This is a genomic window from Rhizobium sp. R634 (genome assembly GCF_002211305.1).
In the GTDB taxonomy this organism is placed as follows: domain Bacteria; phylum Pseudomonadota; class Alphaproteobacteria; order Rhizobiales; family Rhizobiaceae; genus Rhizobium.
Genome location: NZ_LOKW01000002.1, coordinates 1 through 16193, shown reverse-complemented (window position 1 = coordinate 16193; position 16193 = coordinate 1). Strand labels below are relative to the sequence as shown.

At 62.4% G+C, this 16193-nt stretch carries 13 protein-coding genes and 2 pseudogenes; 6 read left to right on the top strand and 9 right to left on the bottom strand.

Annotated features, from left to right (window positions below; all coding sequences use genetic code 11):
- Positions 1-16: 16 nt before the first annotated feature.
- From ATY77_RS04345 to ATY77_RS04335, 3 genes and pseudogenes are all read left to right on the top strand, one after another.
- The gene (locus ATY77_RS04345) at positions 17-1204 is read left to right on the top strand and encodes a phytanoyl-CoA dioxygenase family protein (RefSeq protein WP_088686281.1); all 1188 of its coding nucleotides are present in this window, start codon (positions 17-19) and stop codon (positions 1202-1204) included.
- 169 nt (positions 1205-1373) lie between these two features.
- Positions 1374-2195 carry an SDR family oxidoreductase gene (locus ATY77_RS04340; protein WP_088686280.1) on the top strand — a complete coding sequence of 274 codons (822 nt, stop codon included), beginning with the start codon at positions 1374-1376 and terminating at the stop codon, positions 2193-2195.
- A gap of 93 nt (positions 2196-2288) precedes the next feature.
- A pseudogene (locus tag ATY77_RS04335) lies at positions 2289-3199 on the top strand (SMP-30/gluconolactonase/LRE family protein).
- A 31-nt stretch (positions 3200-3230) separates the two neighbouring features.
- On the opposite strand, the gene ATY77_RS04330 reads toward ATY77_RS04335, so the two are convergent.
- The 5 genes from ATY77_RS04330 to ATY77_RS04310 form a co-directional block, all read right to left on the bottom strand.
- A complete protein-coding gene (locus ATY77_RS04330; RefSeq protein ID WP_088686279.1) occupies positions 3231-3980 on the bottom strand; it encodes a ThuA domain-containing protein in 750 nt (249 codons plus the stop codon).
- Between the two features lie 30 nt (positions 3981-4010).
- A complete protein-coding gene (gene ugpC / locus ATY77_RS04325; RefSeq protein WP_088686278.1) occupies positions 4011-5093 on the bottom strand; it encodes a sn-glycerol-3-phosphate ABC transporter ATP-binding protein UgpC in 1083 nt (360 codons plus the stop codon).
- 19 nt (positions 5094-5112) lie between these two features.
- Positions 5113-6024 carry a carbohydrate ABC transporter permease gene (locus ATY77_RS04320; RefSeq protein WP_088686277.1) on the bottom strand — a complete coding sequence of 304 codons (912 nt, stop codon included), beginning with the start codon at positions 6022-6024 and terminating at the stop codon, positions 5113-5115.
- Between the two features lies 1 nt (position 6025).
- Positions 6026-6913 (bottom strand): sugar ABC transporter permease, encoded by an 888-nt coding sequence (locus ATY77_RS04315; RefSeq protein ID WP_088686276.1) that lies wholly within the window; start codon positions 6911-6913, stop codon positions 6026-6028.
- 76 nt (positions 6914-6989) lie between these two features.
- Positions 6990-8282: an extracellular solute-binding protein gene (locus ATY77_RS04310; RefSeq protein ID WP_088677736.1), complete on the bottom strand. Its 1293-nt coding sequence runs from the start codon at positions 8280-8282 to the stop codon at positions 6990-6992.
- Positions 8283-8484: 202 nt separating this feature from the next.
- Between ATY77_RS04310 and ATY77_RS04305 the strand changes: the two genes are divergently transcribed.
- The 3 genes from ATY77_RS04305 to ATY77_RS04295 all read left to right on the top strand — a co-directional run bounded on the left by ATY77_RS04305 (position 8485) and on the right by ATY77_RS04295 (position 12946).
- Positions 8485-9489: a Gfo/Idh/MocA family oxidoreductase gene (locus tag ATY77_RS04305; protein WP_088686275.1), complete on the top strand. Its 1005-nt coding sequence runs from the start codon at positions 8485-8487 to the stop codon at positions 9487-9489.
- 12 nt (positions 9490-9501) lie between these two features.
- Positions 9502-10500 carry a LacI family DNA-binding transcriptional regulator gene (locus ATY77_RS04300; protein ID WP_088686274.1) on the top strand — a complete coding sequence of 333 codons (999 nt, stop codon included), beginning with the start codon at positions 9502-9504 and terminating at the stop codon, positions 10498-10500.
- Between the two features lie 199 nt (positions 10501-10699).
- Positions 10700-12946, top strand: coding sequence for a glycoside hydrolase family 2 TIM barrel-domain containing protein (locus ATY77_RS04295; RefSeq protein ID WP_088686273.1), 2247 nt, complete (start codon positions 10700-10702; stop codon positions 12944-12946).
- Between the two features lie 6 nt (positions 12947-12952).
- Here the strand turns inward: ATY77_RS04295 and ATY77_RS04290 are convergent, their stop codons facing one another.
- The 4 genes and pseudogenes from ATY77_RS04290 to ATY77_RS04275 form a co-directional block, all read right to left on the bottom strand.
- Entirely contained in the window at positions 12953-14068 is a 1116-nt protein-coding gene (locus tag ATY77_RS04290) for an ABC transporter ATP-binding protein (RefSeq protein WP_088686272.1), read from the bottom strand.
- Positions 14069-14071: 3 nt separating this feature from the next.
- Complete coding sequence (locus ATY77_RS04285; RefSeq protein WP_088686271.1) at positions 14072-15010, bottom strand: carbohydrate ABC transporter permease; 939 nt, start codon at positions 15008-15010, stop codon at positions 14072-14074.
- On the bottom strand, positions 15007-15960 hold the full coding sequence (locus ATY77_RS04280; protein ID WP_088686270.1) for a sugar ABC transporter permease: 954 nt from the start codon (positions 15958-15960) through the stop codon (positions 15007-15009). The genes ATY77_RS04285 and ATY77_RS04280 overlap by 4 nt, the downstream gene beginning before the upstream one ends.
- A gap of 110 nt (positions 15961-16070) precedes the next feature.
- Positions 16071-16193 (bottom strand): annotated as a pseudogene (locus ATY77_RS04275) (sugar ABC transporter substrate-binding protein); the annotation flags it as partial.

The window sequence follows — 16193 nt, the reverse complement described above, 5'->3', positions numbered from 1 at the left end:
CAGGGAGGAGCACCTGATGAAAACGGACAATCAGCAGAAATTGCGCGCCGACCGCGTCTGGCTGAGCGAAGACGCCTGCAATCTCGATGATTTTCGCAGACTTGCGGAGAAAACGACTGTGCTTGCCGATTATCCGACTGCCTCGGAAGTGGAACGGAATGTCCTGATCTACGACAGCCGCAAGGTGATGGAAGCCGCCTCAGCGCCGGAAGGCCGGCGCGCCGTACTGGCTGAGATCTGCGAGGCCTTCGGCGAAGGTCCCGGCGTCGTGGTGTTCAAGCGTGCTTACGAGGACACCGGCATCATCGACCGCGCCAGCGCCATCTTCGATGCGATCATCGAGGAGCAGCACCGCACGTCGACCGGCGGCGGCGATCACTTCGCCAAGCCGGGCGCGAACGACCGTATCTGGAATTCCCTGGAGAAGCATTGCCTCGCCGATCCTGAAAATTTCGCCGAATATTACGGCAACGCCATCGTGGCGCTCGCAAGCCAAGCCTGGCTCGGCCCGAGCTACCAGATGACGGCGCAGGTCAATCGCGTCAATCCGGGCGGCGCGGCGCAGTCGGCGCATCGCGACTACCATCTCGGCTTCCAGTCGTCGGAGGTGATCGAGCAGTTTCCGGCACATGTGCACCGGCTCTCGCCGGTATTGACGCTGCAGGGCGCGGTCGCCCATTGCGACATGCCGCTCGAAAGCGGCCCGACGCTCTTCCTGCCGCACAGCCAGACCTATGTGCCGGGTTATCTCGCGCTGAAGCGCCAGGAGTTCCGGGATTATTTCGAAGCCAATCATGTGCAGTTGCCGCTCGAAAAAGGCGACGTCGTCTTTTTCAATCCGGCACTCTTCCACGCCGCCGGCACCAACCGCTCGGCCGACATCAAGCGCGTCGCCAACCTCCTGCAGGTCTCCTCCGCTTTCGGCCGCGCAATGGAAACCGTCAACCGCGAAAGGATGAGCGCCAGGCTCTTTCCCGCATTGAAAACACTGCGGGGCAAGCTGTCGGCCGGTGAAATCGCCAATGCCGTTGCCGCCTGCGCCGAAGGCTACTCCTTCCCCACCAATCTCGACCGCGACCCGCCGCTCGGTGGGCTGGCGCCGAAGACGCAGGCACAACTGATGCATGAAGCGCTGCGGGAAGGCTGGAGCGACGAAGCCTTTACGGCAGCGCTTGCCGAGCAGGCGAGGAAGAAGTTGAGCTAAACTTGGAGACTGGAGCCCCCTCATCCGCCTGCCGGCACCTTTACCTGGGTCGAGCCACCGGTCTTGACCCAGGTCAAGGTGCCCGTAGGGCCGATGAGGGGCCACCCGCACTGCCATAGCCTCCTCCCGCACGCGGGAGGCCATTTACATATCACCAAGGAGGAACCACATGAGCACAGACCACGGCCGCCTCGACGGCAAGATCGCCATCGTCACCGGCGGCACGCAAGGGCTGGGCGCCGCCATTGCCCGTCTTTTCGCCGAACGCGGTGCGGAAGGCATCGTCATCTGCGGGCGCAACGAAGCCAAGGGCAAGGCGAAGGCCACCGAGATTTCCGCCGCCACCGGCGCGCGGGTCGTCTACGTCAAGGCCGACCTCGGCAAGGTCGCAGACTGCAGGAATGTCGTGCATGCCTGCGATGAGGCCTTCGGCCGTGTCGATGCACTCGTCAATGCCGCCGCCATCACCGATCGCGGCACCATCCTCGACACCAGCCCGGAACTCTTCGACGCGATGTTCGCCGTCAACGTGCGGGCGCCGTTCTTCCTGATGCAGGAAACGGTGAATATCATGCGCCGGGAGAAGACCGAGGGAACGATCGTCAACATCGGCTCCATGTCGGCCAAGGCTGGCCAACCCTTCATCGCCGCCTACTGTGCCTCCAAGGGAGCGCTGGAAACGCTGACGAAGAACACGGCCTATGCGCTGCTGCGCAACCGCATCCGCGTCAATGGCCTCAACATCGGCTGGATGGCCTCGGAAGGCGAGGACCGGATCCAGCGCGAATATCACGACGCACCCGCCGACTGGCTGGAGAAGGCGGCCGCCGGCCAGCCCTTCGGCCGTCTCGTCGATCCGCATGAGGTGGCGCGCGCCTGCGCTTACCTCTCATCGGCCGAATCCGGCCTTATGACCGGCTCGGTCATCTGCTTCGACCAGTCGATCTGGGGTGCTTATGACGGCTCGCCGCATCCGGCCGCCGCTCTCTAAGAAACTGAGCCCGGCATTTCCCCCGCCGGGCTCTGGCACCTGCCGGTATTTGCCGCTAGGAAAAGGTCAGCAGCATTCAGGGAGGAAACCGGCGTGGCCGATAATCCGCTTTACGACATCCGCGACGAGCGCTTCGGCGCTCTGGTCATCGGCAGCGCAGCCCTCGAGGAACTCTATTCCGGCTGCCGCTGGACCGAAGGCCCGGTCTGGTTTTCCGACCTGAACTGCCTGCTCTGGAGCGACATTCCGAACGAGCGCATCATGCGCTGGACGCCGGATGGAACGGTCTCGGTCTTCCGCTCGCCCTCCAACTACGTCAACGGCAACACCCGCGACCGGCAGGGCCGGCTCGTCTCCTGCGAACATGGCGGCCGCCGCGTCACCCGCACCGAGCGGATGGCGCCATCACCGTTCTCGCCGACAGCTACAAGGGCAAGCGGCTGAACTCGCCGAACGACGTCGTCGTGCATTCCGACGGTGGGATCTGGTTTACCGATCCCACCTACGGCATCCTGTCCGATTATGAGGGTCACAAGGCCGAGCCCGAGCAGCCGACCCGCAACGTCTACCGCATCGACCCTGCAAGCGGCGCGATCGAAGCCGTCGTCGAGGATTTCATCCAGCCGAACGGCCTCGCCTTCTCGCCCGACGAGACGAAGCTCTATATTGCCGATTCCGGCTCGGCCAAGCATGAAGTGCCGCGCCATATAAGAGTTTTCGACGTCGTCGATGGCAGAAGGCTCGCGAATGGCCGCTATTTCTGCAGCCTCGACGTCGGCAACCCGGACGGTTTCCGCTTCGATGTCAGCGACAATCTTTGGACAAGCGCATCCGACGGTGTGCACTGCTTTTCGCCGGATGGAACCCTGCTCGGAAAGATCAGAGTGCCGCAGACGGTGTCCAATCTCACCTTCGGCGGCCCCAAGAAGAACCGGCTTTTCATTACCGCGACACGCTCTGTCTATTCGATCTATACCAAGACGAACGGCGCGCAATATCCGTAAGGATCGGCGCGCCGCCGAAATGCGCGCTGCTTCAGGCCTTCACTGCGACTGGCCTGCCGTGCAGCGGCTCGGCGCGGTGCCAGTTCTCCAGGATGCGGCCATCCGTGTGTTTCTGCCGCGCCCAGCGAATGCCGTTGGAAATGACCTTATGCACGATCTTGTCGTGATAGATCGGATAGGTCTCGTGACCGGGGCTGAAGAAGAAGATGCGCCCACGGCCACGCTGGAACGTGCATCCGCTGCGGAACACCTCCCCGCCGGAATACCATGAGATGAACACCAGCTCGTCCGGCTGGGGGATGTCGAAAGGTTCGCCGTACATTTCCGAGGCATTGACCTCGAAATAGGGCGGCAGGCCCTCGGCGATCGGATGGGAGGGATTGACCACCCAGACGCGCTCCAGGTCGCCATCCGGCGTCTCGCGCCAGGAAAGATTGGCATTCGTGCCCATCAGCCGGCGGAAGAGCTTGGAGTGGTGGCCGGAATGCAGCACCAGCAGGCCCATGCCCTTCAGCACGCGCTGCTGGACGCGATCGATCAGCCCGTCGCTGACCTCCTCATGCGCCATATGCCCCCACCAGAGCAGCACGTCGGTATCGTTGAGCACGGAGTCCGGCAGCCCTTCGTCCGGATCATCCAGCGTGCCGCGGCGGATTTCGAAATCCGGATGGGCGATACCCGCGGCGATCGCGCCGTCGATACGATCCGGATAGATATCCTGGACCTCTTTGTGAACCTGCTCGTGGCGTCCCTCGTTCCAGATCGTGACCTTGATTGTCATGCCAGTCCTCAATGTTTTGGCGTCGATGTTTCAGGCTTGAGCCGGACGGATCACCCGGCCGGCGGAATCGAACAGATGGCAGGCGGCCCGCTCGGCCGTCAGCGACACGCGGTCGCCCGGACGGATGGTCATGTCACCCTCGGCGCGCACGACGATCGGCTGCTGCTGCGAGCCGACCGTCAGATAGGTCTCGACGCCGAGCCGCTCGACAATGACCACCTCGGCGGAAAAATCGCCCTGCCCCTCCGACGCGAGCTTCAGATGCTCCGGGCGGATGCCGAGCTTCGCCTCGCCCTGCGGCACAGCGCCGTTCCCATCCGGAAGATCGATGGCAAGGCCGAGCGGGCTTTCCAGACGGACAGTGCCGGCATCCCGGCGTGTCGCCGTCATCGGCAGCACATTCATCTTCGGCGAACCGATGAAGGTCGCCACGAACTCGTTGTCCGGCTGATGATAGAGCTCCATCGGCGCGCCCTGCTGGGCGACGACACCCTTGTTCAGCACGACGATACGGTCGGCCATCGTCATTGCTTCCACCTGGTCGTGAGTGACGTAGACGACGGTCGCCTTCAGCTCGCGGTGCAGGCGCTGCAGCTCGGCGCGCATCTGCACCCGGAGTGCTGAATCGAGGTTCGACAGCGGTTCGTCGAACAGGATCAGCGACGGCTTCTTGATGATGGCGCGGCCGATCGCCACCCGCTGGCGCTGGCCGCCGGAAAGGGCCGCGGGCTTCCGATCGAGGTAGTCGGTCAGCTGCAGGATCTCGGCGACAGCTTCCACCTGCTTGCGGATTTCCGCTTCAGGCACCTTCTTCAGGCTGAGCGAGAAACCGATATTTTCCGAGACCGTCATATGCGGATAGAGCGCATAGGACTGGAACACCATGGCGATACCGCGCTTGTCGGGCGGCACGTCGTTGATGCGCTTGCCGTTGAGGATGAGGTCGCCTTCATCGATACCCTCGAGGCCGGCGATCATGCGCAGAAGGGTCGACTTGCCGCATCCGGACGGGCCGACGAAGACGGCGAATTCCCCGTCCTCAACGGTGATGTCGACACCCTTGATGACCTCGAGCGCGCCGTAGAACTTGCGAACGTTTCTGAGAGTGATCATCCGTTTCTCTTTCTTGAGCTCAGCCCTTCACACCGCCCGAGAACGTCTGGACGAGGAAGCGCCGCGCAAAGCCGAAGGCGACGACGGCGGGCAGCAGATAGATGAAGGCGAGTGCAGTCAGCAGACCGTAATCGATCTCGTTGATGCGCAGGAAGGCGCGGAAGAGACCGAGCGGCAGCGTCTGCAGCTCCGGCGACGAGAGAAAGATCAGCGGCAGCAGGAAATCGCCCCAGGCCGACATGAAGGCAAACAGCCCGGCGGCGGCAAGCCCCGGCAGCGCCAGCGGGATCAGGACCCGGCGGATGCGCTGGATCAGCGTTGCTCCGTCCATCAACGCCGCCTCTTCGTAATCCCTCGGCAGCCCGTCGAAGAAGGTCTTCATGATCCAGAGCGCCAGCGGCAATTGCATCGTCGCGAGCACCAGGACCAGTCCGAGATAACCGTCGATGAAGCCGGTCCAGCGCATGATGTCACGCGCATAGCTGCCGAAGATCGGCCTCAGCACCGCCGCTTCGGCATTGTTCAGCGTCAGCAGGAACTTGTAGAGCGGCACGACGAGGGCCGTCGGCGGCAGCACGCGGATGAGCAGGATGGCATAGAGGAAGGGCAGCTTCCACCAGGCCCGCGTGCGCGACAGCGCATAACCGCCGAGGCCTGCAAGCACCATGACCAGCAGCGTGGCGCTGCCGACCACGAAGAGCGAATTGAACAGCCATTTCGCCCCGTCCTCCTTGGTGAAGACCCTGACATAATTGGCGAAGGTCCACTGCTGCGGCCAATGCAGGAAGAGCTGCGCATTGCCGTCGAAGGAGGCGAGCAGCACCCAGAAGAAAGGCACGGCGCAGAAGATCGAGATCAGCGACAGCGTCGCATAGGCGATGAGGTCGGAACGGCCCTTGTTCGCGGTCTCGCTCGGGGAAACGACGGCCATGTCAGACCTCCACCTTCATGGCCCGGACATAGGCGATGCCCAATATCAGCGAGATGATGAGGGCGACGACGGCGACGGCCGCGCCATATCCGAGCTGAAACGCCGTAAAGGACTGGTTGTAGATATAGATGCTGACGACTTCGGTCGCTCCGCCCGGTCCACCGCGCGTCAGCGCATAGACGAGGCCGAAGACGGCGATGGTCGAGACGGCCGAGATCAGCATGTAGAGCAGAATCGTCGGCATCATCAGCGGCAGGGTGATACGGCGGAACATCTGCGACGGCGTCGCGCCGTCCATGCGCGCGGCCTCGTAGATTTCCGCCGGAATGGTGCTGAGGCCGGCGGTCAGCAGGATCATCGCGGTGGCGATGCCGCGCCAGGTGTTGACGATGATGATCATCGCCAGCGGGAAGACCTGCAGCCAATCGGCCGGCGTGACGCCGAAAAAGCTGACGATACGGCTGAGCGTGGCATTCTCGCCGCCGGCCAGCATCGAGATCCACATGAAACCGGCGACGACTTCGGGGGCGGCGTTCGGCAGCAGGATGATCGACGAAAAGATCCTGCGGAAACGGATCGGCCGGCGCAGCGCCATTGCCGAAACGAGGCCGAGCACGAACTGGCCGATCACCGCCGAACCGATGACGAAGACGAAGGTGACGAAGAGCGCGTTCCAGAATTTCGCATCGTTGAAGAGCCGCGCGTAATTCCGAAAGCCCACGAAGCGCGGCCGCAGTGCCGCCGCCCCGGTCAGGGCCTCGTTGGTGAAGCTCAGATAGATGGAATAGATGGCCGGGTAGATGACGAAGGCCAGAAGCAGCACCAGCGAAGGCAGCAGGATCAACAGCCACTGCCGTTCGGCACGCTTTTCATGAGAGTTTCGGGCCATGGAAGCTCACAACTGATCGAATGAACCGGAACGCGGCGATCGACGCCGCGCCCCGGCAAAGGCAAGAAACGGACGTTTACTTGACCATGTCGTCGCCGAGCGTTTCCTTGACGTAGTCGACAAGGATCTTCTGGGCGCCGGCGGCATCGGTTTCCTTGCGCAGCAGCGCTTCGGTCGCCCGCGCCACACCTTCCGAGACCGTGCCGAAGCCGGAAGCCTGCTTCAGGAACACACCGTTTTCGGCAGCCGCATGGATCGGAACGAGTTCCGTCAGCTTCTGGAACTCGGCATTCCCGGCCGCATCCTTGCTTGCCGGGATATTGCCGATGCGGGCCGCGTAGGAGACCTGGGTCTCGATGGAGCCAATCTCCATCAGCGCCTTGATCGCAAGCTCCGTATTGGCCGACTTGGCATTGACTGCCCACGGCGCCGCCAGATTGGCGAGCACATATTGGCCGCTGCTCTGGCCGGGAACCGTCCAAGTGCCGACCACCTTCGTCACCTCGGGAATCGGATTCTTGCTTTCGCGACCCCAGTCGAAAATGTAGCACCAGGAGCCGCATGTGGTCGCCGCAAGCTTACCGGCCGGGAACATCTGGTACTTCGGCACGACCCAGGGCTCAGGCCCGAGCAGCGGCTGCGTCGGCATCAGATCCTTGTCGATCAGCTCCTTGTAAACGTTGAAGACATCCTTGATGCCTTCGCCGTTGAGATCGAGCTTACCGTCGGCATCGACCAGCTGCGGCGTCTTGGAACCGACGAGCAGGTGCTGGAAGCCTTCGTCGAAAGCGCCGCTGCCCCAGGAAACGCCGGCCGGGAAGAGCAGGCCGTAGGCGCCGGTCTTCTGTTTGATCTCAGCCGCGCGGTCGAGAAGCTCCTGCCAGGTCTTCGGCTGTTCGGTCGAGATGCCGGCCTTTTCGAGAACGTCCTTGCGGTAATAGATTTCCTGGATGCCGAGCATGAACGGCATCACATAGGTCTCGCCATCCGGGCTGACGGCAAGCTGCTTGGCGACGTCATAAAGATTGGCGTAACCGTCCCAGGCCTTGAACTGCTCGGTGATCGGCGCGAGGTAGCCCGCTTCCACCATGTCGGCGACGGCAGCCGTCGTCGGAATGGAGAACAGGTCGGGCGCATTGCCGGCGCCGAGCTCGGTCAGCAGCTTGGTCAGATAGTCCTTGTCGGGCGCCGGATATTCGACGACCTCGACGGTCACGCCGTATTTCTTTTCGATCCGCTCGACCGTCGATTTCATCGCGTCGATGCCAGCCTGGCCATGATTGGCTATTCGGATTGTCTCAGCCTGCGCCAGCGTCGAAACCGCGCTCAGCAGAATGGCGCACAGGCCACCAAGAACCGTCTTCCTCAACGAAAGTCCTCCCTCTTTTAGAGATACGGCGCCCTCCAGCACCGCCGGCGAAAATGTACACGCATTCCAATCACTGGCAAGGCAGATTTTGAAAAGATTCGAACCTAAAACCTAATCATTTGATATATTGTAATTATTCACGACTTGCCTATGGAATTGCATCTGTGTAATCGTGTGCACACATGATTGAGGGAGGAGTTTCATGACTCAGAAATTGCGCCTCGGCGTCATCGGCGCAGGATTGAAGGCGGCGGAATACGCCGAGAGCTGGGCAAGAATGCCGGAGATCGAATTCGCGGCACTGGCGGACACGACGGCCGCGTCACGCCAACGCCTGATCGACGTCTGCCTCGCCGCAGGCGCGCCCGAACCAAAAAGCTTTGAGGATTACCGCGCGATGCTCGCTGCCATGAGGAGCGAACTCGATATCGTCTATATCTCGACGCCGCATGCCTTCCATGCCGAGCAGGCGACCGCCGTCGCCGAGGCCGGCCTCGATCTCTTCCTGGAAAAGCCGATGGTGACGACGGTCACCGAGGCCGAGCGGCTGATCGCCGCGCAGAAGAAAAGCGGCGTCACCATTGTCACCGCCTTTCAGGGCGGCCTGTCGCCGCTCGTGCTCGACACAAGCAGACGGGCGCTGGCCGGCGAGTTCGGCGAACTGATCGCCATATCGGGCATGATCTGGGAAAGCTGGTCGTCCAACTATGACGGCCACTGGAAGCAGCAGCCGGAGATATCAGGCGGCGGCTTCATGTTCGATACCGGCGCCCATATGATGAACACCGTCTGCCTGCTCGCCAATTCCGATTTCGACAGCGTCTCGGCCTACATGGCCAATCACGGCAAGACCGTCGACATCGCCACCGCCGTCTCCGCCCGGCTGAAGAACGGCGCGCTGGCGACGCTGACGGCCGCCGGCGACGGCCCGCCCGGCTGCGCCTCCCACATCACCTTCTTCTATTCGAAAGCAATCGTGCGCATCGACGCCTGGGGCGGCTGGCGTGAGATCAGCGTCGGCCGCACCGCCGAGCCCCGCGAGGAAGCCGAAATTCTCGGCAACCCGATGAAGAATTTCCTCGCCATTCGCGATGGGAAAATGGAAAACTCCGGCTCCGTTGAAATGGGCCTCAGATTCGCTAGGCTCTGGGATGCAATCAAGGAATCGGCAGCGGCCGGCGGCGCCTCCGTCAGGATCGCCGCCTGACAGGCACTGAAGATGAGCGGAACGAACAAACGGCGGATCACTTCGAAGGAACTGGCCAAGCTCGCCGGCGTCTCCTCCGCCACCATTTCCCGCGCCTTCTCGCCGGATTCGCGCATCGGCAGGGCAACGCGCGACCGCATCCTCGCCGTCGCCCGCGAATATGGCTATCAGCCGAACGCCATCGCCCGTTCGCTGAACAATCAGCGCTCGCGGCTCGTCGCCCTCGTCGTCAATGCGATCGGCAATCCTTGCGAGGCCGAGGAACAGCAGCTTCTCGTCCACCGCCTGCAGGCAAGACAGTTGCTGCCGATCATCCTCTGCTGCGCCGATCATTCCGACCGGCTGCAGCTGATGCGGCTCGCCTCCACCTATCAGGTGGATCATGTCGTCATCTTCTCCGACATGGTGTCGATGCAGGACGCCGTCGATATCTTCCACACGACGAAGCCGATCATCGTCTCCTTCGAGCCGCTCGAAAACGAAAACGTCTCCTCGATCCGCATCGACGGCTCAGCCGCCGCCGACGCGATCATCGACAAGATCGTTCGCGACGGCAAGAAACGTTTCGCCTATCTCTCCGGCACCAATTCGAGCTGGATCGACAAGCTGAGGCGCAGCTGGTTCGCCGAGGCGCTCGCCAAGCGCGGCCTCGCCTTCGAAGCACAGGCCTTCGGCGATTATTCCTATGATTCCGGCTTCAAGGAAGCCGTGCTGCTGCTGCACCGCGACAAGGTCGACGCCATCATCTCAGGCAACGACGTGATGGCGATCGGCGCGCGCGATGCGGCGCGCCGCGTGCTCGGCCGGAATACGCCTGGCGATATCGCCATCATCGGCCAGGATGGCATCGCCATGGCAGCCTGGGATTGCAATGATCTCACCACGCTGAGCCTCGACCACGTCGCCTTCATCGATGCTGTGGTCGAACTGATCGAGCGCCATGACGCCGGGATCGAAGGACCGCACAGCATCACGCTCACCTGCACGCCCCGCTGGGGCTCGACCGCCTAACGCATCTCATCAGCGCATGTGAAATGGTTGCGGATGACGGCATCGCTGAAAAACGCTAAACGCGTCGCATGAATCAGATTTGACGCGAAGCGCTGAAGCGGCCGCGCCTTATTGCATCAAGGAGGAATAGACGATGATCCGATTTTCACGGGCCGAGGCGCGCCGCACGGCTCCTGATGCCATGAGCGGGAGAGCCTGAATGCGTTCCGTCCTTTCCTTCAACGAAGGCTGGAGTTTCCACGAAGGTTTCGGCCAGCGTCTGCTCGAAAACTTCGACGCCGCCAAAATGGTCAGCCTGCCGCATACCGCCGTCGAACTGCCCTTCAACTATTTCGACGAGACTAGCTATCAGCGCGCCTTCACCTATCAGAAGATGCTGCGCTGGCTGCCGGAATTCGAGGACCGCGAGGTCTCGCTCGTCTTCGACGCCGCCATGGCCGACAGCGTCGTCTATCTGAACGGCGAGGAAATCATCGCCCACAAGGACGGCTACACTCCCTTCGAGGCCCGCCTGACCGGTAAGCTCATCAAGGGCGAGAACCTCGTGACCGTCAAAATCGACGGCAGCGAAAACCCTGCCATTCCGCCCTTCGGCGGCCGCATCGATTATCTCACTTATGCCGGCATCTATCGCGACGTCTGGCTGAAGGTCACCGACCCCGTCTCGATCCGCAATCTCAAGATCGAAACCACGGATGTTCTTGCCTCGGAAAAGTCGGCGAGCGTGCGCGTCGATATCGCCAATCCCGAGGGCCGCAGCTTCTCGGCGACGGTCACCGCCACGCTGAGGCAGGCGGACGGCACGGTGATCGCCACCGCTGCAACCGAAACGATCGGCGAGCGCACCAGGCTTTCCTTCGGCGGCCTCACCGGCATTAGCCTCTGGGACATCACCGATCCGACGCTTTATGAGGTCATCGTCGAACTGAGGACCGAGCACGGCTCGGACCGTGTCTCCACCCGTTTCGGCTTCCGCACAGCCGAATTCACGCCCGAAGGCTTCCGCTTGAACGGCAAGCCACTGAAACTGCGCGGCCTCAACCGCCATCAGTCCTTCCCCTATGTCGGTTATGCCGCCGGCCGTTCCGCCCAGGAGCGCGATGCCGACATAATGAAGTCGGTGCTGAAGTGCAACATCGTCCGCACTTCGCATTATCCGCAATCGAAATGGTTCCTCGACCGCTGCGACGCGATCGGCCTGCTCGTCTTCGAGGAAATTCCCGGCTGGCAGCATATCGGCGATGCCGACTGGCAGAAGGAATCGATCGAGAACGTCCGGCGCATGATCGAGCGCGACTGGAACCATCCCTCGATCATCATCTGGGGCGTACGCATCAACGAATCGCAGGACAGCCACGATTTTTACGTCGAGACCAATCGCCTCGCCCGCGAGCTTGACAGCACCCGCCAGACCGGCGGCGTGCGGTATATCACCGAGAGCGAGTTGCTCGAAGACGTCTACACGATGAACGATTTCATCCTTGGCAATGAAGAACTGCCGGGCGCCAATCGCCCGCGCACGGCGCTGCGCGGCCAGCAGGAAAATACCGGCCTGTCGCAGAAGGTGCCGTACCTCATCACCGAGTTCAACGGTCACATGCACCCGACGAAGATCTACGATCAGGAACAGCGCCAGGCCGAGCATGTGCGCCGTCACCTGGAGGTGCTGAACGCCGCCTATGGCGACCCCGATATCTCGGGTGCCATCGGCTGGTGCATGTTCGATTACAACACCCACAAGGATTTCGGCTCCGGCGACCGCATCTGCTATCACGGCGTCATGGACATGTTCCGCGAGCCGAAATTCGCCGCCTATGCCTATATCAGCCAGTGCGACCCGTCCGAAGAGGTCGTCATGAAGCCGGCGACCTTCTGGGCGCGCGGGGAACGCAATATCGGCGGCGTGCTGCCGCTGATCATCCTGACCAATTGCGACGAGGTGGAACTGCAATACGGCGCGCTGTCCAAGCGCATCGGTCCGGACCGCGAGAACTATCCGCACCTGCCGCATCCGCCCATCGTGCTCGACCACCGGCACTTCACCGCAGACGAACTCGGCACCTGGGGCCTCGAATGGATCGACGGCACCTTGACCGGCTATATCGGCGGCCAGGCGGTGGCGAGCCTGACGCTCGCGGCCGATCCCCTGCCGACGACGCTGGAAATCGTTGCCGACAGCCGCACGCTGAAAGCCCGCGAGCGCGATAGCACCCGTGTCATCATCCGCGCGCTCGATCAATGCGGCCAGCGCCTGCCGTTCATGAACGACAGCATTTCGCTGAAGGTGCATGGACCGGCAAAGATCGTCGGCCCGGTCAACGTGCCGTTGCAAGGCGGCACATCAGGCTTCTGGTTGGAGGCGACGGGACTTACCGGCGAAATCACCGTCGAGGCCGTCTCCTCGCGTTTTGCGCCGGTGACGCTTAACGTGACGGCTGTCGCCTGACGGCGATCACGAAATCCTGAGCTGGCTTTCCGGATCGAAGAACACCGCCTTGTCGAGATTGAAGGCAAGGCGGGCGCTCTGGCCGGGCGCTATGCCGGCATCGGCGCGCAGGCGGGCCACGACTTCCTTGCCGCCGAGCTTGGTGACGGCGAAGGTGTCGGAACCAGCGGGCTCGATCACCTCGATCAGGCAATCGCCCTCGGTCAGCGACCGCGCCTTGCGATCGGCGCCGTCGAGATCGGTCAGCGCTTCCGGCCGGATACCGAAGACCACCTGCCGGCCGGCATAGGAGGTGAGGCCGTTATTGCCCGCCATGACGGGAAGCTTGAGCGGCGCGGCATTCGGCCGCTCCAGCGAAACCGTGAGCCCGCCCGCGCCGTTTTCAATTGTTCCGGCAAGCAAGTTCATCGCCGGTGATCCCATGAAGTCTGCGACGAACATGTTGGGGGGATTGTTGTAGATCTCGGCAGGCGTTCCGAACTGCTGGACGATGCCGTCCTTCATGACGGCGATGCGGGTTGCGAGCGTCATCGCCTCGATCTGGTCGTGGGTGACGTAGACGATGGTCTTGCCGGTCGCCTGATGCAGCCGCTTGATCTCGATGCGCATGTCGACGCGCAGCTTGGCGTCGAGGTTGGAGAGCGGCTCGTCGAACAGGAAGAGCTTGGGATCGCGCACCAGCGCCCGGCCCATGGCGACGCGCTGGCGCTGCCCGCCCGACAGCTGGCTCGGCTTGCGGTCGAGCAGATGGCCGATCTGCAGCACCTTGGCGACCTTGTCGATCGCCTGCTTGCGCTCCTGTGGCGGCACGCCGCGCATCTCCATGCCGAAGGCGATGTTGCCCGCCACCGTCATGTTCGGATAGAGCGCATAGGACTGGAACACCATGGCGATGTCGCGCTTGGACGGATGCAGGCCGTTGACCGGGCGCCCGTCGATCCGGATCTCGCCTGATGTGATCGTTTCCAGCCCGGCAATGGTGTTGAGCAGGGTCGACTTGCCGCAGCCGGATGGGCCGACCAGCACCAGGAAGCCGCCCTTTTCGAGTTCGAGGTCGATGCCCTTGAGGATGTCGACAGCGCCGAAGCGCTTTCTGAGGCCGGAGATTTCGAGGAAAGCCATGGGTTACCCTTTGACTGCGCCCGCCATCAGGCCACGCACGAAGTAGCGGCCGGCGAGGATGTAGACGATGAGCGTCGGCACGGCCGCGATCATCGCCGCCGCCATGTTGACATTGTATTCGACCACCCCGGTCGAGGTGTTGACGACATTGTTGAGTGCCACCGTCATCGGCATGGAATCGCCGGTGCCGGCATAGGCCGAGGCAAACAGGAAGTCGTTCCAGATGTTGGTGAACTGGTAGATGACGGTGACGACGATGATCGGCAGCGAGTTCGGCAGCATGATGCGGCGGAAGATCTGGAAGAAGCTGGCGCCGTCGACCTGGGCGGCCCGCACCAGCTCGGTCGGGAAGGCCTCGTAGAAATTGCGGAAGAACAGCGTCGTGAAGCCGAGGCCATAGACGACATGGACGAAGACCAGGTTGACCGTCGGATTGCCGAAGCCGAAGGTAAAGCCGGTGGCGTTCTGCAGCATCATGCCGAAGCGGCCGAGCGAGCCGAGGATGGTCGCCATCGGCAGCAGCACCGACTGGAACGGGATGAAGCAGGCAAACAGCATCAGCCCGAACACCAGCGTATGGCCGGGGAAGCGCCATTTGGTTAGGACATAGCCGTTCAGCGCCCCCATGATGGTGGAGATGGCCACCGCCGGCACCACCATCTTGATCGAGTTCCAGAAGTAGCCCTTGATGCCGGCGCAGGTCAGCCCGACGCAGGTCTCGCCCCAGGCCTTGATCCAGGGATCGAAGGTCGGGGCCTCAGGCAGCGCCAGCATGTTGCCGCCCTGGATCTCGTCCATCGTCTTGAACGAGGTGGTGAGCATGACGAAGAGCGGCATCAGATAGAGGACGGCGAAGATGACCAGCAGGCTATAGATGACGATGCGGCCGATAACGCGTCCTGCATTGCCGGAGGCGGCGGGAGAGGCAGCGGAGATGCTCATCGGCCCTTCTCCTTCAGTTCGGAATAGAGATAGGGCACGATGATCGCCGAGATCGTCATCAGCATGATGATGGCGCTGGCCGAGCCGACGGCCATCTCGTTGCGCTTGAAGGTGTATTCATACATGAAGTTGGACGGCAGCCAGGCCGAGCCGCCCGGCCCGCCCGAGGTCAGCGCCACCACCAGGTCATAGGACTTGATCGCCATATGGGCGAGCACGATGAAGGCGGAGAGAAAGACCGGGCGCAAGAGCGGGATGATGATGCGGCGATAGAGCTGCAAGGTCGAGGCGCCGTCGATCTCGGCCGCCTTCATGATCTCGCTGTCGATGCCGCGAAGCCCGGCGAGAAACATCGCCATGACGAAGCCCGAGGCCTGCCAGACGCCGGCGATGACGACGGTATAGATGACGAAGTCCTTGTTCTTGATCCAGTCGAAGTGGAAGCTCGTCCAGCCGAAGTGATGCAGCGTCTGTTCGAGCCCGAGGCCGGGGTCGAGGAACCATTTCCAGGCCACCCCGGTGACGATGAAGGAGAGCGCCATCGGATAGAGGAAGATCGGCCTGAGCAGCCCCTCGCCGCGGATCTTCTGGTCGAGCAGGATGGCAAGCAGCAGGCCGAGCGCCAGACAGATGCCGACATAGAGGAAGCCGAAGATCGCCATGTTGGTGATCGAGGTGTACCAGGAGGATGGCGGATCGCTCTCGAAGGTCCAGCGCCACAGCCGCTGATAGGCCCGCGCCCCCGTCAGCTGATAGGAGGGGAAGGTCTTGGAATTGGTAAACGACAGATAGGCCGTCCAGACGATGAAGCCGTAGACAAAGACGAGCGTGATGACGAAGCTCGGCGCCAGCACGATCTTCGGCAGCGCATCCTGCAGCCGGCCTCTCAGCGAGATCGGCGTCGCTTGCCCGGGGGTCAGAACCGGATCGGTGGTGGCAACTGTGCTCATGGATATCATCTCCCTTCCCGCAGGATCGGCTCGGCAATGATCGCTGCGGAGCCTGAAGCTTCCCCGCTAGAGACGCGGGGAAGCATATTCATCGGCTGGTCTCAGCGGTCTCAGCGGGCGTCGTCGATCGCCTGGACGAGCTGAGTGACGGCTTCGTCGGAGCTCTTGATCTGGCCGTGGACGAACTTCGAGACGACGTCCTTATAGGCATTGGCGATCGCCGGCGGCGCGCC